The 21,068-nt window shown below is 70.7% G+C and carries 16 protein-coding genes and 1 pseudogene; 12 read left to right on the top strand and 5 right to left on the bottom strand.

The genetic code is table 11. The annotated features are described in order from the left end of the window. The 3 genes and pseudogenes from LXT21_RS39040 to LXT21_RS39030 form a co-directional block, all read left to right on the top strand. Positions 1-500: pseudogene (locus LXT21_RS39040) on the top strand (hypothetical protein); the annotation flags it as partial. 223 nt (positions 501-723) lie between these two features. After that, a complete protein-coding gene (locus tag LXT21_RS39035; protein ID WP_323395565.1) occupies positions 724-1,947 on the top strand; it encodes a DUF2380 domain-containing protein in 1,224 nt (407 codons plus the stop codon). Next, positions 1,944-2,414, top strand: a complete 471-nt coding sequence (locus LXT21_RS39030) for an NUDIX hydrolase (RefSeq protein ID WP_254043322.1) — start codon at positions 1,944-1,946, stop codon at positions 2,412-2,414. The genes LXT21_RS39035 and LXT21_RS39030 overlap by 4 nt, the downstream gene beginning before the upstream one ends. A 31-nt stretch (positions 2,415-2,445) precedes the next feature. On the opposite strand, the gene LXT21_RS39025 is transcribed toward LXT21_RS39030, so the two are convergent. Then, positions 2,446-3,510 (bottom strand): ATPase, T2SS/T4P/T4SS family, encoded by a 1,065-nt coding sequence (locus tag LXT21_RS39025; RefSeq protein WP_254043321.1) that lies wholly within the window; start codon positions 3,508-3,510, stop codon positions 2,446-2,448. Positions 3,511-3,584: 74 nt separating this feature from the next. On the opposite strand from LXT21_RS39025, the gene LXT21_RS39020 reads away from it, so the two are divergent. Together LXT21_RS39020 and LXT21_RS39015 are read left to right on the top strand one after the other, a co-directional pair. Further along, positions 3,585-4,130, top strand: a complete 546-nt coding sequence (locus LXT21_RS39020) for a DUF1579 domain-containing protein (RefSeq protein ID WP_254043320.1) — start codon at positions 3,585-3,587, stop codon at positions 4,128-4,130. 162 nt (positions 4,131-4,292) lie between these two features. Beyond that, a complete protein-coding gene (locus tag LXT21_RS39015; protein ID WP_254043319.1) occupies positions 4,293-5,903 on the top strand; it encodes a hypothetical protein in 1,611 nt (536 codons plus the stop codon). A gap of 5 nt (positions 5,904-5,908) precedes the next feature. On the opposite strand, the gene LXT21_RS39010 is transcribed toward LXT21_RS39015, so the two are convergent. Both LXT21_RS39010 and LXT21_RS39005 read right to left on the bottom strand, forming a co-directional pair. After that, a complete protein-coding gene (locus LXT21_RS39010) occupies positions 5,909-6,271 on the bottom strand; it encodes a cupin domain-containing protein (protein WP_046710723.1) in 363 nt (120 codons plus the stop codon). Positions 6,272-6,310: 39 nt separating this feature from the next. Beyond that, positions 6,311-7,036: a VOC family protein gene (locus LXT21_RS39005; RefSeq protein WP_254043318.1), complete on the bottom strand. Its 726-nt coding sequence runs from the start codon at positions 7,034-7,036 to the stop codon at positions 6,311-6,313. A gap of 238 nt (positions 7,037-7,274) precedes the next feature. Between LXT21_RS39005 and LXT21_RS39000 the strand changes: the two genes are divergently transcribed. From LXT21_RS39000 to LXT21_RS38970, 7 genes are read left to right on the top strand one after another with little or no spacing between them, the layout of a single operon-like run. Beyond that, positions 7,275-8,177 (top strand): DUF2135 domain-containing protein, encoded by a 903-nt coding sequence (locus LXT21_RS39000; RefSeq protein WP_254043317.1) that lies wholly within the window; start codon positions 7,275-7,277, stop codon positions 8,175-8,177. Between the two features lie 32 nt (positions 8,178-8,209). Further along, positions 8,210-8,926, top strand: coding sequence for a DUF1175 family protein (locus LXT21_RS38995; RefSeq protein ID WP_254043316.1), 717 nt, complete (start codon positions 8,210-8,212; stop codon positions 8,924-8,926). Next, a complete protein-coding gene (locus LXT21_RS38990) occupies positions 8,923-10,545 on the top strand; it encodes a hypothetical protein (protein ID WP_254043315.1) in 1,623 nt (540 codons plus the stop codon). Before LXT21_RS38995 ends, LXT21_RS38990 begins: the two co-directional genes overlap by 4 nt. Then, on the top strand, positions 10,542-15,260 hold the full coding sequence (locus LXT21_RS38985) for an alpha-2-macroglobulin family protein (protein ID WP_254043314.1): 4,719 nt from the start codon (positions 10,542-10,544) through the stop codon (positions 15,258-15,260). The genes LXT21_RS38990 and LXT21_RS38985 overlap by 4 nt, the downstream gene beginning before the upstream one ends. Before the next feature lie 3 nt (positions 15,261-15,263). Continuing rightward, positions 15,264-17,495 carry a SpoIID/LytB domain-containing protein gene (locus LXT21_RS38980; RefSeq protein WP_254043313.1) on the top strand — a complete coding sequence of 744 codons (2,232 nt, stop codon included), beginning with the start codon at positions 15,264-15,266 and terminating at the stop codon, positions 17,493-17,495. Positions 17,496-17,507: 12 nt separating this feature from the next. Then, on the top strand, positions 17,508-18,215 hold the full coding sequence (locus tag LXT21_RS38975) for a hypothetical protein (protein WP_254043312.1): 708 nt from the start codon (positions 17,508-17,510) through the stop codon (positions 18,213-18,215). Between the two features lie 43 nt (positions 18,216-18,258). After that, positions 18,259-18,966: a hypothetical protein gene (locus LXT21_RS38970; RefSeq protein ID WP_254043311.1), complete on the top strand. Its 708-nt coding sequence runs from the start codon at positions 18,259-18,261 to the stop codon at positions 18,964-18,966. Positions 18,967-18,968: 2 nt separating this feature from the next. Here the strand turns inward: LXT21_RS38970 and LXT21_RS38965 are convergent, their stop codons facing one another. Next, on the bottom strand, positions 18,969-20,351 hold the full coding sequence (locus tag LXT21_RS38965) for a sensor histidine kinase (protein WP_254043310.1): 1,383 nt from the start codon (positions 20,349-20,351) through the stop codon (positions 18,969-18,971). Next, entirely contained in the window at positions 20,348-21,064 is a 717-nt protein-coding gene (locus LXT21_RS38960; RefSeq protein ID WP_254043309.1) for a response regulator transcription factor, read from the bottom strand. The genes LXT21_RS38965 and LXT21_RS38960 overlap by 4 nt, the downstream gene beginning before the upstream one ends. Positions 21,065-21,068 lie beyond the last annotated feature (4 nt).

Raw genomic sequence — 21,068 nt, 5'->3', positions numbered from 1 at the left:
ATCTGCGGCTCCGGCTGGAGGCGCGACGTCAGCACGGTGGATTCCGGCAAGGCTTCTTCGGCGCGGACTACGAGCTGGCGCGCTTCCAGGCAGTGGGGCCCGAGCCCGTACCGCTCGCGGAGGCGACCTTTCCGGAGGGTCACTCCGCCTTCGGTGAGGCGGAGGTGAAGTGGGATGCCGTCCATGACGGAGGGCTTCGCAGGAATTTGAGGCTGTCGCTCGGCGTGGAGGCGTTCACCTGGGGCCGCGTCGATGTGGATGGCCGCGTGGCGATGCAGTTCTTCGAGCGCGCCCTGGAAGTAGGACTGAAGGGCCTCGCGGTCGGAGCTGGGAAGCCCGGAGCGCGCTATCTGGGCGCGGCGGAGCTCCGTTGGAGGTTCCTGGGTGGGAGGCTCTACGCGATGGGGACGAGTGGCACGCTGCTGTTCCCCACGTCGGAAGGGACGCTGCGGCCTGGGGCTTTCGCGTCGGTGGGCCTGGGGGTGGACCATGCGCGCTGAGGCCCTACTGTGGGGGCTGCTGGCCTCGGGATGCGTCTCAACTCCCTACGCGCCTGGACGTGGCGGTGCGTTGCACCAGGAGTCGCGTGTGGGGTGGCCTCCGTCGCCCTCCAACTCGGGGCCAAGAGGTGGGAATCCACTCTGGCGTCACGTGGGATCCAGGGTCGAAGCGACACAAGTCGGGGCAGGTAGGGGGCCGCAGGTCGCCCTCGCGCGACGAGCGGTGCTCAAGGCGATTGACGAGGTGAAGCAGTCCATGGAGCGCAGCGAGGCCATGCGCTCCCAGCTCGCATCGCGTTCATCTGCTCGTGGGGGTCGGAGTCTGGGTGGGGCCTTCACGCGCTATCTCGACCACGGTGCCAATCAACGGGCGTGGCTGCGAGAAGTGCTGGGGAGTGCCACCGCGCTGGCGGGAGTCGCGTCGGAGGTGGAGGACTCGGACATGGAGCTGGGCGTCCTGCGCATGGCGGGGCCGCGACTCCAAGGCGCGATGTTCGGAGCCCTGCTGCTGGCCACATGGGTGGACTTCCTCCAGCTTGCTGATGCCTTGCTGCGGGACTGTCCCATGTACGGCACGGAGAGGCTGTTCGCGGACCTGCACCGGGTGCAGGGCTTGATGGAGCCCGCGCTGAAGGAGCTTGCGTCAGGCGACCCCGAGCGCGTCGAGGTGGCTGCGGCCGAGATGCCCGAGTTGATGGGGAGGCTGAGTCACGAGTTCGACACGATTCACAGGGACGCGCGCTCGGCGATGGAGGTGGGCGGCAAGGTGATGGTGGCGGTGCAGGTGATGGAGATGCTGGCCCTGGTCTCCACGCTGAAGATGTCGCTACCCCGGCCGCCCCCAGCGGCGCCCGCGACGCTCGGTATGGGGCTCGTGATGAGCTCGGGGGGCGTCATGGCGGGCTCGCAACTGGTCGTCTCCGCGGAGTGGGTGGAGATGATGCGGCGGCTGGTGCAGGCGGGTGTCATCTCGCTTCCGGTCGTGAGCGCCGCGGTCCGCATCCACGGTGGGCAGGTGATGATGGCGCAGGCGCACCAGGACCTGCCCGAGGGCGTGCGAGAGGCGCTGGGTGACAGTCCCGAGGTGCGAGGCATGCACGTGACGGGCAGAGCAGGTGCGGGCATGTCCGAGGCACCGAAGCACCACGTCATGCCGAAGGAGCACCGTGAGTGGTTCGAAGCGCGAGGCTTCAAGGGCGACATGGACATCGACAACTTTTGTGTCCGATTGGAGCGGTCTCACCACGAGGCGATTCACGGAGGAGGAAACTGGAAGCTGGGACGCACGTGGCCCGGAGAGTGGAGCCGGATGATCATGGAGGCTCTGCATGAAGCTGAGGTCGAAGCTGGGCGCATGTTGACGCGGAATGAGGCCCTGAACATTGTCGCTTCCCGTATGAAGCGCTACGACGTCCCCATGAAGTTCACGAAGGGAAGCAGTCGATGACGGACGGTCGTTCATGGCAGGGGAACTGGAAAGCGCGCCTCTATGAACGGGCTCGCGAACGTGGGTTCGATTCGCTGACTGCATTTGCCGAGGCACGTCCTGCTGTTCCGTTGAACGCTCTTGCCGAGGAGCTTGGCCAGGATGATGTTGCCGGGGTTCAGGTGATGAGTGCGCTGCTTGCCGAGGCGGAGCAGCGGAAGCAGGTCACGCGTTTCGTGCGGGACGTGCTTGTTCGCGAACTGTCCGAGACTCTCCCTCAAGGTTGGCCAGCCGTTATGGATGAGGAGAGTCGCTTCCAAGTAGCCAAAGCGCTCGGCTGCTGGTCTGCCGACACCCCAGAAACGCATAAGGAGCGAGTCCGGCAGGCCAGAGCGGTGCTTCGCGCCAATCCGCCTCCTGCTGGCTGGCGTCCAGTCGGACCTGACGACGAGCTTCTCCGGACACTCCTCCCCGACGACGAAGCCTGACCAACGGCCGTAGCTCAGGACGGGCGGGAGCCTATCCAGTAGCGGCAGCGCTCCACGCTTCGACGAGCCCCTTCCCATCGTCGCCGTATCGCACGGTGTAGACCTCTCGCCGGAGCGCACCCGACGCCTCGCGCGTGTGATGGACGATGAGCGGCGCCACGGGGAGCCCCGGAATCGCCTCGAGCAGCTTCTCGAGCGCCCCCTCGGGGCTCGACGCCTCCAGCACGAACGCAGTGGCGTGGCCGGTGAGCGCGGAGTTGAGCAGCAACTCCAGGTCCTTCGTCGTCCGCGCCTCATCCGCCAGCACCACATCCGGGTCCTGCCGCAGGAACGCGCGCAGCACCTGCGCGAGCGCCATCGACTCCCCCACGCGCGCCGTACCCAGCCGCGCATCCACCGACCTCGGCTGCTCCAGCGCGGCGAGCACATTCGTGAAGTCCGGCAGCACCTCCATCACCGCGTGCAGCGACGTGGTGCGCCCCGTGCCCTTCTCCCCCGAGAACACCACGGGCGTCCCCTGGAACAGCGAGTCCAGTCGCAGGAACCGCTCCGTCAGATACGCGGCCTCCTCGCGCCCCAGGCTCAGCGTGGAGAACGCCGGTTGGTCCGCGCGCAGTTGCCGGCTCCGCGCATGGGCGAGGATGCTCGGCGCCACCTCGCTGTCCGCGAACGTCACCCAGAACAGGACCTCCGGGTCCGTCTCCACGTCGAACGGATGTGTCACCGTGCCGCGCGCGGGACGCGCCGTGTCCTGTCCCCGCTTCGACAGCTCGGCGATGGCCTGCCCCAGCGGCGCATGCAGCTCCCTCGCGAACGGCTGTCGCACGGGCTTGCGCTCCTGCCCGAGCAACCCCTGATGCCCCGGCGCGTCCGCGACCGGGAGGAAGAACGACGCGCCCGCTTCGTTCGTCTCCGCATCCGCCCACACCGAGAACACCAACGTCCCCGTGCGCGCCGCGAGTGAGAACAGGGCCGATGCGGCCTCTGCGGGGGACTCGGGCCACGACGCGGGCTCGGGGACGGCGAGGCCCTCGGCGCTGAAGCCCGCGTGCAGACCGGAGAGCAGCTCGACGAAGGTGGTGGCGGGGGTGCTCAAGGACGCTCCTGGATGGGCGCCGATGATGACATGGGTGGGGGTGACGGGACGACCGCCCCGGGTTACGAAGGGGCATGAGCCAGGACTGGAACGCCACGAACGCCCCGACGGCCGAGTTCGAACCGAGTGAGCACCACCAAAGGTTGAATCGACTGGTGGGCACCTGGGAAGGGCCTACGCAGACGTGGTTCGACCCGACGGCGACGCCCGAGGAGTCCCGCACGAACGCGCGCATCGAACCGCTGCTCGGCGGCCGCTTCGTCCGCGTCGACTACCACTCCACCGCGATGGGCAAGCCGCACGCGGGGCAGCTCATCCTCGGCTTCGACAAGACCGAGGAGCACTACACCGCGGCCTGGGTGGACAGCTTCCACATGAGCGCGAACATGATGATCTCCACCGGCGCGCCCCGCGAGGACGGCCACGTGTCCGTGCTCGGCGGCTACACCGCGAGCATGTGCGACGAGCAGGGCGTCACCCAGAAGCAGAAGTGGGGCTGGCGCACGGTGATTCATCAGCCCGACGCGGACACCCTGGTCCTCCAGTCCTTCAACATCTGGCCCGAGGGCCGCGAGGACCGCGCGGTGGAGACACGCCTGACGCGCCGCCGTCAGGCCTAGCGTCCCCAGCACCTCGGGCCCGGGAGCGTCGACGCCCGACATTCGAGGGAACAGACGTGCCCCCGTGGGCGTAAGGGCATGGGATAACCGCAGGTGGACGGGTGCCCGTGATGGGAGGGACGCGTGGGCCGCGAGGCTCGCGGGTTCCGGGAGAGGACGTGCATGAAGCTGGATGACCTGGTGCTGGCGTTGACCGTGTCGCTGCTCCGCGTGGAGAAGGAGCAGTGGCTGGACGTCCTGACCCGCCTGGAGACGGAGCTGGGCTCGGGGTGGACGTTGCGGCTGTTGGAGGTCCCAGGCACGTACTCGGTGGGGGCCCGCACCAAGGAGGGACGGGAGCTGCCGCTGGAGGCGTGGCGCGAGGTGCTCGACGGCGAGGAGCTGGTGAGCGTGCGCGCCATGGACCTGGGTGGCATGGGGCCCGGGGAGATGCCGGACCATGTGGCCGCGGCCTTCGTCAACTCGGAGGCGCTGGTGCTCGACGTGCGCACCCGGCGCGGCAACAACCTGTACCAGCTGGAGGTCGTCTTCAGCAGCGCGTCGCTCATCACCCCGCGCCAGTTCGTGGACTTCGCGCGCGCCCAGCCGCACCCCGAGAAGGTCCTGGAGGCGCTCTCACGCGTCATCACGGACTCCAATCTATTGAACCAGCGTCCCGCCGTCGCCGCGTCCCAGGTGGCCGACTACCTGGCCTCGCGCGAGGGCTCCGCGCTGTTCGATCTGCTCGGCGGGGACCTGCTCAAGGAGCTGCAGTCCTCCGTGCTCCGGAGCGGCGCGCAGGTGTCGCTCACCGAGGCGTTCCAGCCGTTCTTCCGCACGCTGGACCCGGACGACTTCGAGCGCGGCCTGCTGCCCCCGGAGCGCCTGTCGGAGTTCGTGCCCTCCGACGAGCGCGTGTACCTGGCCAGCCCCGACGCCGCGAAGGACTTCGCGACGCTGACGGACGCGCAGCCCTTCGCCGAACAAGTCTGGGCGCGCTCGGCGGAGAACCTCAACCGCTTCCTGCCGGAGGGAGAGTCCCCCCACACCGGCGAGTCCCTGCGCGTGCTCCTGCGCGAGGGTCCCGAGGAGAAGACGCAGGGCATCCCCATGGGCAACCTCATGGAGGAGCTCCAGATGACGTGCAAGGCGCGCGGCGCGGAGCTCCTCATCCCGGACGGCTTGCGCGAGCGCGTCAAATCCATGGGCCCCACCAAGGAGGAGCGCGCCCAGGACCCGGGGCTGATTCCGGAGCGCGAGCAGCTGCGGCTGGCACCCAATGACGCCCGCTACCAGATGTATCTGTTCAACGCGCTGAAGGTGGCGCGCTCGCCGCTCCTGTCACCGCGCGCGACGACGGACACCCGCGCGGAGCTGCTGTCGAGCTTGAAGGACACCGAGGAGTTCGCCGCGCGCAAGGGCTCGCCCTTCGCGGAGGCGTTCCGGCTGGCGCGCTTCGTCCTGGAGAACACCGGCTTCCAGCTTCGCGACGCCACCCCCGAGCGACTGGCCGCGGTGCACGAGGCGCTCCGGGCCGAGGGCCTGGGCGAGCGCGCGTGGGACGTGTTCGAGCGCCGCTTCTCCCTGGTGACGCTGTTCCAGGTGTTCCCCTCGTCGGAGGAGCGCCTGCGAGGGCTCCTCGCGTGCTCGCTGGCGGATGTGTTCGGCGGCATGGGCTCGTGGAACGACGAGTTCTTCGAGTCCGACGAGGACCAGGCCTGGTACGAGCGCGTCACGCAGCGGCTGTTCCGCGCGCTGCGCGAGTTCTTCGTGACGATGGTGAACGCGCGCTGAAGCGCTCAGTCGTCGCGGTGCACCGTCTTGGGGGAGAACGCGGGCAGGCAGATGGCGACGTACTCGGCGCCCTCGGCCTCTGGGGTGCTGTAGCGCACCCACTCGCCGGGCTCGCAGATGACGGCCTGTCCGCCGCGCACGTCGAGCACGCCGCCCTTGTGCTCCACGCGCAGCACGCCCGCGAGCACCAGGGTGATTTCCTTGAACTCGGGTCGCTGGCCCGGCTCCTCCCACCCACCGGGGCTGTTCATGTGGGCCACGCTGACGTCCCCCGTGCGGGTGGTGGCCTTGCCCACGAACTCGTGGATGAGCTTCGGCTTGTTGCCTACGGCTGTCACGCGCAACGGGGCGGGTATCAGGGTCGGCATCGAGCGCTCCGGGTTCGGGTTCTCGGCGAAGGCCGCAGGCTACCGCACGCGCCGCGCCTCACCCACCTCTTCGCGCTCGCCCAACAGCCCCCATACGTCGAGCCCAATCTGGGACGGGGGCCGGTAGTCCGCGAGCCGGGGCATGGGCTTGGGCTGTCCGGGCCCGCCCACCATGTCCTGGAACTCCAGCCAGCGCCCGTCCGGGGCGGTGACGCGCATGATGTAGTCCCACTCGAAGTCGTCGCTGAAGATGACGAAGCACCACCCGTTCGAGCACACGAAGGGCACGCCCCCGCTGGGCGCCTCCTCCGCGCGCAGGCGTTGCGCGGTCGGGATGGTGACCTCCTCCTTCTCCAGCGCGTACAGCACCGCGAGCACCTCGTCCTCGGTGAGCTTGTGCTCGCTCGGTTGCTCCTGGAACTCCAGCCGGTTGCCGAACGGGTCCTCGCTGTGGAAGCGCCGCACGTCCGGCACCTCGTGGCTCCACTTCACCGGCGCCTTCGCCTGGGACACGCGCTCGGCGAGCAGGTCCAGCGTGAGCACTCGGAAGGCCGGGTGTGCCTTCTTCGCCGGGACGAAGGGCTCCTCCACGCCGAGGTGCAATCCGCGCCCGTCCGGGAGCTCGAACCAGAGGCCTCCGCGTTTCGCGAGTTCTGGTGGTTTGGGAATCTCTTTCAAGCCCAGCAGCTCGCCGTAGAAAGCGCGGGCGCGGGGCTCGCCGCCCACGGGCATGGCGAGCTGGATGTGATCAAGCCCTTGAATCATCGCGCCGCTCCCCCTGTCGAGGCGCATGAGTCTGCCTGGACTCCGGGTGCGGCAGAAGGCCCTCGTCAGCGCCGGCTCGCGTGGTCGCCCGCCCGCGCCCATGACGCGCGTCGACGGAAATCCGCGAGGTTCCGCCCCTATTGACGATTGGCAGGCGACTTGAAATGGAAGGCGGAGGGGGCGCAGTCTGCCCGTCACCGACACCTCTGTCGGGCCCATTTCCTATCAAGGACGCGTGATGCTTCCCGTCATCCTCGCCCTGCTCTTGTCGCAGACGCCGCCCGCAGCCAACCCGCGCCAGCAAGGTGTGCCCATCGGCAAGGGCAAGACGCTGCCCACGGTGCGCCTGAGCGCGCCTTCTGGTGGCTGGACGGTGGACCGCATGCTGCTCATCGAAGGCACGGTGAGCGACGCCACCATCGACCCCATCGTCGTGTCCCTCAACGGCGACCGCTACCTGATGCGCACGTTCAACGGGCGCTTCAGCCGCAGCTTCCCCGCGGCGAGCGGGAAGAACGTCGTCACGGTGATGGCCACGAACCAGGCGGGCACCGCGCGCGCGCAGGCGACCAGCTACGCGCAGGTCCCGCCCGTGCCCTTCAAGGTCATCCTGACCAGCGACACGGATGGCGTGTACACGGACCTGCACGTCTACGAGCCCACGGACTCGAGCGTGAAGGACGGAAGCCTCACCATCTCGTCCATGGCGCACGTGTACTGGGCGGACACGGCGAGCCCGTCGGGCGGCACGTTCTATCTGAACTCGCAGGGGGGTGACTTCGACCAGCCCGCGTACGGCCCGTACCTCTACATCCACCGCGCGCCGCCCAAGGGCGTGTACCTGGTGGCGACGAACTACTGGCCCAGCGGCGACAAGGCGCACACCGTGGCCACGCTGAACCTGTCGCTGTTCGAGGGCACGCCGCAGGAGGTCCGCCGCATGGTGCGCATCCCCCTGGCGACGCCGGGCACCACGCGCGTGCTCGCGTGGGTGAACGTGCTCGGGGACGGACAGGCGGAGGTCTACGTGCCGTCGTCGGACCCCAAGCCCACGCGCGCGGGCTGGCCGACGAACCTGGCCGAGGCGCTCAAGGAGCTCCAGTCGAACGGCGACAGCGGCGGCGGCGAGGGCGACTACTGACGCGCCCGTGTGACGCGCACCGGTCCTCCGCCATGTTCGCCCTGCCTCTCATCCTGCTGGTGAGTGCTTCCTCGCCCGCGCCTCTCGCGGCGACGAGGGATGCGACCGCGCTCGTGGCGCACGCCGCATCGCGAGAGGGCTCCGCGTCCCAGGAGGTGTCGAAGGAGGACTCCGCGCCGCTCGTGGTGCACGCCGCGCAGGCGGTGCTGGCCCCGGCTCCCGAGTCGCGCGACGTGCTGCTGCGTCGCCAGGTGGCGCAGGTGGCGCTCGCGCAGGTGCGCAAGCAGGACCCTGCGTGGCATCCGGACCAGCGTGACTGCGCGGGCCTCATCCGCTTCGCCGTGCGCACCGCGTACAAGCGCATCGCCCCCGAGCGGTTGGAGACGCCGCTGTGGACCGACGCGCGCGGCGCGCCCACCGACTTCGCGGACGCGGAGACGCTGATGCGCCGCAACATGGTGCTGCTGGGCCGCGACGACGCCACGCGCGAGTCGCTGCGCACCGGCGACGTGCTCGCGTTCCTGCACGAGCATGACGCCGGCCCCGTCTTCCATCTCATGCTGGTGGTGCGCCCCGAGGACCGGGCCCATGCGCCAGCGCGTGTCGTCTACCACCCGGGGGAGAAGGGCGCCCAGGTGCGCACCGGGCTCCTCCACAATCTCGCCGACGAGGCGCCGCGCGAGTGGCGTCCAGTGCCCTCCAACAACGCCTTCGTCGGCTATTTCCGTCTCAAGGAGTGGATGCCATGACGTCTGTGTCGAGCCCGCCTCCGGGCACGCCGCCACCCCCGGCGAGCCCTCCGCCCCGTTCGGGCCCTCCCAAGGGAGTGCTCATCGGCGCGGGTGTGGTCGTCGTCGGCGCGCTGGTCGCCGGCGCGTTCCTGATGGGCCGCCGCACCGGTTCCACCGGCGGCGACAGCACGCCCCACACGCCCCTCATCACCGGCGCGGGCACCAATGGCTCCGTGCCGCCTCCCGAGGTGGACGGCCTGCCGGAGCCGACCACGGCCGACATGGAGGTGCCCGGCTCGAGCGCACCCCAGGCCGTGTGGCTGGACGTGCACCACCCGGCGAAGGTGCGTGACGCGCTGGCGCGCAACGCGTGGCTGCGCTCGCAGCTCGCGCAGCCCCTGGGCCAGGGGTTCATCGGAGGCTGGGCCGCGTTCTTCGGCTCCACCGGCGAGGACCTCAAGGGCGAGTTCAAGGGCGCGGTGCTGGACCTGATGCTCGGCAAGCTCGGCGACACGCCGTTCCGCGTGACGTGGTTCGCCGGTGACGCACGCGCGAGCACGCCCGCCTTCATCGTCCCCGGCTCGCAGACCTCCATGGTCTCCGCCTACGACGTGCTGGACTCGGTGGCCAGCCGCGGCACGCTGACCGCGAAGTCGTGCCCGGGCGGCACGCCCCCGCCCAAGGCGGACGGCGTGGAGCTCAAGCGCTGGCTGGTGGCGGAGCAGACGCTGTGGGCGGCCAAGGGGGTCGACCGGGTCGTCTTCGCGCGCCACCCGGTGGCGGTGCTCCAGGGCCTGTGCGTGGACCTGCCGAAGCTGAAGGCCAGCGACGGCGTGGACGTGGAGCTGGGCTTCCAGCCGGAGACCTTCGGCCGCGACGCGCACCTCTTCACCCACGTGCTGGGGCTGTCCGAGGACACGCGGCTGCAGTTCGGCGTGGAGGGGGACCGGGTGGTGGGCCGTGGCATCGCGGGAGCGCTGATGGACGGCACCGCGCGCCTGGACACGGCGCCCCTGTCGAATGACTTGCTGAAGCTGGTGCCCGAGGAGACGCCGGTGCTGCTGGCCATGCAGCTGAAGCTGCCCGAGACGCTGACGGCCGAGTCGCTCAAGGCGTTCTGGGAGTCCGGTGGCGAGGGGCCCACGCGCACGCGCCAGGTGGCGGTGACGTGGACGCCGCGGGGCGACGCGTCGCTGCCGCAGGAGGTGGCGGTGCTGTGGGGCCGCGCGGAGGACGCGCCGGCGCTGGAGGCCATCTTCACCGGAGGCAGCCACACCGTGCAGCGGGCCACCCTCTGCAATCACGTGGTGCTGGCGTCGACGGAGACGGAGATGAACACGCTGCGCATGTCGTGCTCGGGCAACAAGCCCAGCATGCTCGCGGCGGCGGGGCCGGTGGTGGCGGGGCTGCGTGAGCCCACCTCGCTGGCCTTCGGGGTGAATCTGGGACGGCTGTTCGGTGGCCTCACCATGGACGGATACCTGTCCGAGTCCCGCGTGGGGCGGAACGTGCCGATTCAGAAGGCGACGCCCCCTGAAATCGAAGCGGCGCGGCGCGACCTGGAGTCGCTGCCGTACCTGGGCCTGCGCGGCACCGTGCGCGGCGATTCGTTGGTTCCTGGAGGTTTCGGGTCATGAGGATGGTAGCTCGACTCGCGGTACTGGCGGCGGTGGCGCTGTCCGGCGTGGCGATGGCCAAGCCGCTCTACATCACCGTGCCGCGCGCCTATGGCAGCGGAGAGCCGGTGGCGGTGGACGTGGCCTTCGAGGACAAGGGGCCCGTGGAGCTGCGCGTGCTCAAGCCGGACAACCTGGAGGCGTTCATCCGCGCCCAGGGGGACCTGCGGCGCGCGTACCAGACGCCGCCGACGATGAACAACCCGGGCCGCGCGCTCAGCCGCGGCGTCAACGCGGTGACGCTGCCGGGCCACTGGCTGCTCAACTCGCTCAACCTGGGCTTCCGCGACACGGTGAACGACGCGCTGCCCGAGGCGGCGAACCTGCCGGGCTCCAGTGAGCCGCTCGCCAAGGTGTCCGAGGGGCCGAAGAAGCTGGTGGGTGTGCCGTCGGGCTTCACCGTGACGCGCAGCCAGTGGCTCAACCTGGACCTGGGCGGCGCCGAGCGCGACTTCAACGTGCCGGGCTTCAGCTCGGGCGGGGGCTACGGCTTCCAGGAGCGCCGCGTGCTGCTGGCGCCGCTGCCCGCGGGCACGTACGTGCTCCAGCTGGTGCAGGGGCTCGTGGAGGGCCAGGTGGTGCTGGTCGTCACGGACCTGACGGTGCAGCTGAAGCAGACGGACAACGAGGTGCTGGTGCGCGTGGCGGGCAAGGACCAGAAGCCCGCGGTGGGCGCCGAGGTGCAGGTGTTCCTGGCCAAGGGCAAGGGCCCCACGGGCAAGACGGACGCGAAGGGCGAGGTGCGGCTGGCGGTGACGGAGCCGCGCATCATCGCCACGGCGTCGGCGGGCGGGGACACGGCGATTGTCGACACGGACTTCTACTCGACGCTGGCGGTGACGCCGGACGTGTTCATCTACAGCGACCGCCCCATCTACAAGCCGGGCCACGAGGTGAAGTTCCGCGGCGTGGTGCGCCAGCCGGACACGTTCCTGGCGCGGCTGTTCACGCCGAAGAAGCGCGAAGTGACGGTGAAGCTCGTCTCGCAGGAGGGCCGGGCCCTCACCACGCGCGCGTCGGTGGACGAGTTCGGCGCGTTCAACGGCACGCTCAAGGTGCCGGACGACCTGGGCACCGGCGTGCTGCGCGTGTCGGCGGAGCTGGACGGGCAGCCGCACCAGGGCGAGGCGCGCGTGCAGGACTACGTGAAGCCGACGTTCTACCTGGAGGCGGAGCCGGCGTCGGAGACGGTGGTGCCCGGCCAGGCGCTGAGCGTGAAGGTGCGCGCGCGTCGGTACGCGGGCGGCGTGCCCGAGGGCGCGAAGTACGAGGTGTTCCTCTACCGCAGCCTGCTGGACGCGCCCGCGTGGGTGGATGACGCCGGCAAGGGCGGGCAGGGCAGCGACGTGACGTACGGCTCGGCGTCCAGCACCGAGGGCAAGCTGAGCGTGCCCGAGCGGCTGTACTCCTCCGTGGCGGAGCGCGGCGCGAGCGAGGATCCGTGGGCGAGCGCCACCGCGTTCAGCGCGGAGGGCGAGGCGCAGATTGAAGTGGCCGTGCCGGAGCTCAAGCCCGGTGAGGAGCGGCTGCCGTACCGGTACTCGCTGACGGTGCGCGCGCGGGATGACCAGGAGACGTTCGCCAACTCGACGACGTCGTTCTTCTTGTCGAAGGTGGAGGTGCTGGGCACCGCGCGCTACTCGGACGCGGTGGTGTCCAAGGGCGGCGAGGCGACGCTGTCGGTGCGCGCCACCACGCTGTCGGGCAAGGCGTACGGCGTCACGCAGGGCGAGGTGGAGTTCGTGCTGCGCAAGGCGGACGGCGCCGAGAAGAGCCTGGGCAAGCGCTCGTTCACCACGGCGGCGGACGGCACGCACCGCGAGAAGGTGCCCACGTCCGACGTCGGCGCGGTGCTCTCGCGCGTGACGGTGAAGGACAAGCGCGGTGAGACGTGGCAGGGCGAGGAGTCGCTGCTGGTCATCGGCTCGGCGGACGAGGCGGTGGCGCAGGTGCCCAACCTCACGCTGGCGTCGCTGTCGGGCACGCTGGAGCCGGGCGACACGGCGCGGCTGGTGGCGCTGATGCCGGACGGCTGGGGCGCGGGGGGGCGCGACGAGGGCCCGGTGTGGGTGACGCTCGCGGGCGCCACGCTGTTCGACACGCAGGTGGTGGCGCTCAAGGGCCGCACGCTGGTGCACAGCTTCAACGTGGAGAAGCGCTTCGGTGGCGCGGTGTACGCGTCCGTGGCGTACCCGACGTCGACGGGCCGCTGGGAGGAGCGCACGGTGGCGTTCCGCGTGATTCCGCGGGAGCGCACGCTCACCGTGGAGCTCCAGCCGCGCCGGGCCGAGGCCACGCCGCTGACGGAGCAGACCATCGACCTGCGCGTCACGGATTTCGAGGGCAAGGGCGTGGTGGCCCAGCTCTCCGTGGGCGTGGTGGACAAGGCCGTCTACGCCATCCAGTCCGAGTTCCGCCCGCGCGTGCTGGACTTCTTCTACCCGCCGGCGCGCAACAACGTGTCCAACTTCTACTCGGCGGAGTTCCAGGGGTACGGCTACGGCGAGGCGCTGGCGCGCAAGATGGCGGGCCTGCCCGACCACGCCTTCGCGTCCATCAAGCCGCCCAACCGCCAGGCGAAGGATTTGGAGAAGGACACGGCGCACTGGGACCCCGCGGTGGTGACCGACCGCGATGGCCGCGCCACGGTGCGCTTCACGCTGCCGTCCAACCAGACGCTGTGGGTGGTGACGGCGGTGGCGGCGGACACGTCCGGCCGCTTCGGTGAGAGTACCTCCGAGTTCGCCACGCGCGGCGGGCTGAACCTGTACGCGGCGCTGCCGCAGTTCCTGCGCGAGGGGGACGAGGCGCTCGCCTCCATCCGCCTGTCCGCGGGGGAGAAGTCGCCGGCCAGCCAGCTGCTCGACGTGAAGCTCGCGTCGGCGGGCGCGCTGAAGGCGGACCAGTCCCAGCACAAGGTGGAGCTGGCCAAGGGCGGCGAGAAGGTGGTGCCGCTGACGCTGCGCGCCTCGGCGACGGGCGACGCGCAGCTGCTGGTGGACGTGTCGGGCACCAAGGACCCGCTCAAGGACCGCAAGCTGTTCCAGGTGGAGCCGGCGGCGGTGCAGGACGTGGTGAAGGTGAGCGCCTGGGGTGGCGGCGCGCTGGAGGTGCCGGCGGCGAAGGAGGCGACGCTCGCGAGCGTGGAGCTGGTGCTCCAGCCGTCCATCGTCGACGCGGCGCTGTCCAACGTGCGCGAGCTGCTCACGTACCCGTACGGGTGCCTGGAGCAGCTGGTGTCCACGACGGTGCCGAACGTGGCGGTGTACCAGGTGCTGCAGCAGGCGGGCGCGGTGGCGAAGCTGGACACCGACACGCAGGCGCTGCTGGCGGAGGCGCGCAGCCGCTCGGTGCAGGGCACCGCGCGCATCCTCAACCTGTCGGTGAAGGGCGGCGGCTTCACGTGGTTCGGCGGTTACGAGACGCCCAGCCTGCCCCTGACGCTCATCGCGCTGGATGGCCTGGCGTACGCGGCGGAGGCGGGGCTGGTGGAGCGCACGGACCCGCGGCTGGTGGAGAGCGCGCGCTGGCTGGAGGCGCAGCAGAACCTGTCGCCCGAGTACGACGCGACGCGCGCGTACGTGCTGGCGCGGCTGGACGGTCCGAAGCAGGCGGCGCGCGTGCGTGCGCTGGTGGAGTCCTCCGAGTCCGGAGAGCTCTACCCGCTGGCGCTGGCGGTGCTCGCGGCGGAGAAGGCGGGCGTCATCAAGGAGCCGGCGCTGCAGGCGCGCATCAACGCGCTGGTGAAGCGCAGCTCCGAGGGCTTCACCACGCTGGCCGCGTACAAGCCGGGCCAGCAGCTGGAGCAGTCGGAGGCGTTCTTCCGCTTCCCGCTGCGCCGGGTGGGCCTGACGGCCATCGCCGCGCACGCGGCGTCGTTCGGCACGCTGGATGTCACCCGGGCGCGCCGTCGCATCCTGGAGATGCTGTCGGAGCCGGACCTGTCCACGTTCGACCGGAGCACGGCGCTCTTGCACTCGCTGTGGCTCTTGGAGCGTGACGCGAAGGCGTTCAAGGGCATGACGCCGCCGGAGGTGAAGGGCCTGAAGGGCGCGGTGAAGTTCTCGCCGCGCGGCATGGGCCTGGTCGCGACGCTGCCCGCGGGGACGCGGACGGTGGACGTGGGCGGCTTCGACGGCGTGGCGACGTTGCAGGCCACGGCGCTCACGCCGCTCTCCGCGGTGCGCGAGCAGTCCGAGGGCATGTCGCTGCAGCGCGCCTACTACGTGCTGCGCGAGGGCGGGAAGGTGAAGCTGGGCGCGGGCGACACGGTGGCGCAGGGCGAGGAGGTCTACGTGGAGCTGACGATGGACGCTCGCGGCGGCAACAGGGTGCGCTCTGCCTACTACGTGGTGGAGGACGCGGTGCCCGCGGGCTTCGTGGCGCTGCAGGAGGACAAGGTGTTCCGCGGTCCTCCGCACTCGCTGCCGTTGGTGCCGGAGGCGCTCAAGCGCCGGGTGCTGAGCCCGGAGCGCGCGACGTTCTTCTTCGAGGAGCCGGCGTGGTGGAGCGACAGCCCGCGCACGGTGGGCTACGTGCTGCGCGCGCAGTTCCCCGGCACGTTCTCCGCGCCGCCCGCGAGCATCGAGGACATGTACGCCGCGAGCATCCGGGGCCGCACGGCCGCGGACTCGCTCAAGGTGCTCCCCTCGAAGAAGGGCACGGGAGACCTGTAGTCGATGGGGTGGGTCTCCATGGTGGCCGTGTTGCTGACGGCCACCCCCACCTTCGTCACGCGGGGGGACGTGACGCCCGAGTCGGAGCTTCGCCGCGAGGCGGAGGCCGGCTGGGCGTCGCTGGAGGCGGTGTATTCCGCGGAGGTGGGCGGGGCGCCGACGAAGGCCCCGGCCTCCATCCTCCTCCAGCGAGGCGCGGCCCTGTCCCCCGAGCGCAACGCGCAGGGCCGGCCGGGGCTCGTCGAGCTGAGGCAGAACACGCCCGGCGTGCTGGATGAGCGGCTGCGCGTGGCGCTGCGACACGAGCTGGCGCACCAGCTCTTGTGGTGGGCGTGTCCGCAGTCGAGCGAGGACCGGCTGTTCCACGAGGCCTTCGCGGTGGCGGTGAGCGGCGAGCTGCCGGCGTGGCGCGAGGGGGGCTATCAGTCCCTGTCCCGCGCGGCGTCGGAGCTGGCGTCGTCGCCCGAGGTGGACTCGACGCGGGCGCGGCGGGCGCTGGCGCGGCTGCTCAGTGAATCGGTGGGGTTCCCCAAGGCGCTGTCGCGCCGGCTGCGTCAGTGTCACGACGGCGCGCGGTGGGTGGTGCCCCTGTCCATCGACGAGCTGGCGGAGGTGGAGGTGCGCGCGGCGGGGCCGGCCACGGTGGTGGTGAGCCGGCACTCGGGCGAGGTGCTGCTGTCGGAGGGCGAGGTGCGGCGCGCGCTGCCGTATGGCTCGGCGCTCAAGCCCTTCGTGTACGCGGCGGGCGTGGGGCACCCGGTGCTGGCGCCGCGCGTGGACGTGCAGGAGTGGGTCTGTGGTCCGGGGCTGCCGGCGAAGGTGGACGCGCGCACGGCGCTCCTGCGCTCGTGCAACGGGTACTTCCTGGACTGGGAGGCGGCGGGCTCGGCGCCCAGGGCCTTTGGTGCGTGGGGCCCGGTGCTGTCGGCGCTGGGGCTGACGGGGACGCCCGCGGACATGGCGGACATGGTGGGGCTGCGCTCGACGCTGTCGCTGTCGCCGTGGGGACTGGCGCAGGCGTATCGGCTGCTGGCGGAGGCGCGGCCGGACGTGCTGGCGCTGCTCGCGGACAACGCGGACCGCGGGACGTTGGCGGAGCTGCCCGCTTCGAAGGCGCTGTCGGGCGTGGCGACGAAGACGGGGACGGTGCGGGACGCGGCGAGCCGTCCGCAGTACGGCTGGATTGCGGCGGTGGACGAGGACCTGGTGGTGGTGGCGGTGCGGCCGGGGAAGATGCCTCGGCAGTTCGCGGAGGAGATTCCGGCGGCGCTGACGCGTGCGCGCAAGCAGGCGGGCGTGGAGGCGGCGCGGGTGCAGGTGTTGGGGTTGGTGCCCGCGCGGGAGGTGGAGGCGCGGTGTCCGGGCGTGGGGTTCTCGGTGGACGGTGGGATGCCCAAGTCCTCGCCAGTGGAGTGGGCGCGGCTGGAGACGCTGACGACGAAGGGCGCGGCGGTGTGTCTGGGCGCGCCGTGGCGCGTGCGCTTCCCGAAGGGACCGGAGGAGGGGCGCGACTACGCGGGCGTGTTCACCTGGTCGCCTCCGCCAGCGTATCGGCCACCCGAGGGCGTGCCCACGTCACCGAGCGCGATGAAGGCGCGGCGGGGCTCGGACTTCGTGTTCCGCACCACGCGGTTGCAATACACGGCGGGCGTGGTGGCGGCGGAGGACGTGGCGCTGAAGGGCGAGGCACGCGTGGCGCTGGCGCGCGTGGTTGCGCACAACGAGCGGCACAGCCGACACCCGGGCCGCGCGGTCTGCGACACGACGCACTGTCAGGCCTTCCGAGGCACGGTGCGCGTGCAGCGCGATGACGCGAAGGCGCTGGGGATGCCCGCGCTGAGGTGGAAGGAGTGGCTGCTCTTCTCGCAGGGCGGCGAGGAGCCCTGGAAGCAGGAGCGCCCGCGCGGGGAGGTGGAGCGGCTGCTCGGGCGCGGGTTGGTGTCGCTGCGCTTCGAGGCGGGCCGGGTGAACTACCTGCTCACCGAACGCGATGGGACGGCGACGTATGAGGATGGGCGCTCGCTGCCGTGTGAGCTGTTGCGCTCGGGGTTGAAGCTGCCGTCGTGTCCGCGCACGGCCTCGTTCAACGGGAGCGTGCTCGTGTTCGAGGGACGTGGACGTGGACACGGTGAGGGCTTGGACGTGGAGGCGGCGAAGGCGAGCGGCCTTCGCAGCGATGCGATTCTCGAGGCCGCGTACGGGAAGAAGCGGCCGGCGCCTCTCGATGTGGAGTAGGGGGCCTGACGGATGGCCGATGTGAAGCGACTGGATGCGATGGGGCGAGAAGTGTCGTTCGAAGAGCTCGCGGAGCGCTTTCGCGGCCATGAGCTGTTGTCCTGGTTGATGGGCAACCGCACGCTGGTCGACGAGGAGCCCCGGCCTCGGCTCATCGAGGGCAGCCTCCACGTGGACCACGACCTGGAGACGGGGAGCGGGCCGTGGGTGCTGGTCATCGACGGCGACCTGGTGACGACGGGAGATGTGAAGTTCACCACGGGCGACTACGCCACCAGCTCACTGCTGGTGACGGGCCAGCTCCGCGCTCGCAACGTCCGCTACATGAGCAGCGCGCGCGTGGCGGTGGATGGGGACCTGGTGGCGTCGGGAGTCGTCGTCGGCACGGGAGGTGACTCCGAGGCGAACCTGGGCACGAGTGGGACGCTGACCGCGCTGGCGGTGCTCTTGGATGCGCACACCTCCATCTGGGCGACCGGGGGTGGAAAGTCCTCCATCCAGGAGGCCTTCCGCACGCTCATCGTGGGCGGCAGGGCCTGGCAGGAGTTCACGCAGGACGTGGACGTGAGCGCCCTGAAGCTTCACGAGGCGACCTTCGTCCCCGAGGTCCTCGACGTCGACATCCTGGACGTCGACAAGGCGATGGTGCGTGCCCGCGCGGGGCTCGGTCCGTTCCTCCCGGAGGTCGAGCGCGCGCTGAAGGCGAAGCGCGGCCTCTGATGACGTGGATGCGGAGTGAGCCTCCCTGTGGGAGGCTCCACGCATGGCGGATGCTGAGACGTTGGACATGCTGGGGCGCGAGGTCTCGTTCGAGGAGCTCGCGGAGCGCTTCAAGGGACATGACATGCGGGACTGGCTGCTGGAGAACCGCACGCTGGTCGACGAGGAGCCCCGTCCTCGCCTCATCGAGGGTGGCCTCCACGTGGACCACGACCTGATGACGGGGGATGGCCCCTGGGTGCTGGTCATCGACGGCGACCTGGTGACGAGCGGTGACCTCGTCTGCACGACGGATGACTACGCGGTCAGCACGTTGTTCATCACGGGCCAGCTCCGGGCCCGCAACATCCGCTTCGAGAGCAGCGCGCGTGTGGCGGTGGACGGCGACGTCGTGGCGTCCGGAGTCATCGTCGGTTCGGGCGGTGATTCGGAGGCGAGCCTGGGGACGAGCAGCACGCTCATCGCGAGGGCCGTGGTGCTCGATTCGCACACCGCCATCTGGGCCAAGGCTGGCGCGCCTCGCTCGGTGCCCGAGGCCTACCGCACGCTCATCGTGGGCGGCAAGGGCTGGCAGTCCTTCACCCCGGACGTCGACGTCGGCGAACCGTCACATCACCCGCGGACCTTCGTCCCCGAGGTCATCCATGGCGGTGTCCTGCATACGTCCAAGGCCTGGGCACATGTGCAGACGGGGGGAGGTCCGTTCCTCCCCGAGGTCGAACAGGCGCTGAGGCAGAAGAAGGGCCTCTGAGCTCAGGCCGCGGACTGGAGGCCCGGCGACTTCGGGAACACGAGCGTCGCGCGGGTGCCTTGCTCCGGGGCGTGCTGGAACGACAGCGTGCCGCCGTGCGCCTCGACGATGCGGCGCACCAGCGTGAGCCCCAGCCCGACGCCACCTGTCTCCCGCGCGCGGCTGCGGTCCGTGCGGAAGAAGGGCGTGGTGAGCTGAGGCAGGTCCGTGGCGCTCACGCCGATGCCCCGGTCCTCGACCTCCAGTCGCACGGTGTCTCCATCGACGGAGGCCCGCAGCGTCACGGCGCTCCCCGGCCCCGAGTACTTGCGCGCGTTGTCGAGCAGGTTGTGGAGCGCGCGGCGCACCAGCACCGGGTCCACCTCCAGCGCGGGCAGCGCCTCGGGCAGCTCGAGCGCGAGCGGACACTCGGGCGCGGCGCGCTGGAAGCGCTCGGCGGTGTCTCGCAGGAAGTCCGGCAGCGACACGCTCACCCGCTGGACGCGCGGTCCTGGCTGTCCCGCCTGGTTCGTCTCCAGGTCGAGCCTCGCCATCTGCATCACCCCGTCGACCAGCTGCTGGAGCTCACCGATGTCGCGACGCAGCTCCGGGAGCCGGGTCGCCAGCTCCTCGGGCTGGCCATCTTCGACGAGGTCCAGCGTCACGCCCAGGCGCGCCAGGGGCGTGCGCAGCTCGTGGGAGACGTTGGCCATCAGCTCCTTCTGTCCCCGGATGAGGGCCTCCTTGCGCGCCGCCATCTCGTCGAAGGCGCGGCCCAGCATCGCCACCTCGTTGCGGCCCTTCAGGTTCGCGCGCGCGGACAGTTGCCCCTGGCCGAACTCGCCCACCACCTGGGTCAGTCGCTCCAGCGGAGACGCGATGGCGCGCGCGAGCGGGATGGACAGCAGCGCGAGCACCAGCAGGACGACGGTGACGACGAGGCCGAGATAGAAGTAGCCCCGTCGCGTGGTGGAGGCATCGCGGAGCATGTAGCCCTCCAGCGTCGAGCCTCGCCATGTGAGCGTCACCCAGAGCGGGCCCTCCTCGCGGGTGATCCAGCTGTACCCCAGACGGACGGTCTTCCACTCGTTCTCGTCGAGCATGGGAGGGGGAGGATTCGCCGTGCTGTGGCGCAATCGTCCCTCCAGGTCATAGAGCGTGACATTGCGCCCGTGCTCCGTGGCGATGGACTGCATCAGCGCTTCGAGCTCGGGTGCGTCCGTCGGCGCGAGCTTCACCACCTGTTCGAGCTTGCGGTCCAGCGCGGGAATGCGCCCCCCGCCTTGGGCCTCGATGGCCTCGGCGATGATGCCCAGGGCGAGGACGGCGCTCCCCAGCATCAGCAGGCCGTAGAGATAGATGCGCCAGAACATCCGGCGCGGGCGCAGGTGCTCGGAGAGCTTCATGACTCCTCACCCTGTTCCAGTACGTACCCCACGCCACGCACCGTCTTGAGCATGCGCGGGTTGCGCGCGTCGTCACCCAGCTTCTGGCGCAGCCGGGATACGTGGACGTCGATGGCCCGGTCCACGGGGCCCTCCGGGTCTCCGCCCTTCGCCAGCTCCAGCAGTTGCTCTCGGGACAGCACCCGGCCCGCCCGCTCGGCGAGCCCCAGGAGCAGCGTGAACTCGTGCCGCGTGAGCGACAGCGTCTGTCCGTTCAGCGAGGCCCGCATGGCGCTCCGGTTCAGCGAGAGGCCACCCACGCGGACCACGTCGCGCGTGGGACCCAGGTGTCCCCGGCTGCGGCGCACCAGGGCCTGGATGCGCGCGAGCAGCTCTCGCGACGAGAAGGGCTTGGGCAGATAGTCATCCGCGCCCAGCTCCAACCCCATCACCCGGTCCGCCTCTTCTCCGCGCGCGGTGAGCATGAGGATGGGCACCGCCGAGCGCTCCCGCAGCTCCCGGCACACGGTGAGCCCGTCCTTCCGGGGCAGCATGATGTCGATGAGGATGGCGTCGAACGCGCGCCGCGAGGCCTCCACCAGCCCCTGCTCTCCGTCCCGCGCGATGCAGGTCTTCACGCCCTGACGCTCCAGGTACTCGGCGGTGAGCCGCGCCAGGTGCGCGTCGTCCTCGATGAGGAGCACTTCGATGGCGGAGGCGGGTGACGAGGCCATGGGT

It is taken from the genome of Myxococcus guangdongensis (assembly GCF_024198255.1).
GTDB classification, from domain to species: Bacteria; Myxococcota; Myxococcia; order Myxococcales; family Myxococcaceae; genus Myxococcus; species Myxococcus guangdongensis.
This window is presented reverse-complemented; position numbering and strand designations above follow the sequence as displayed.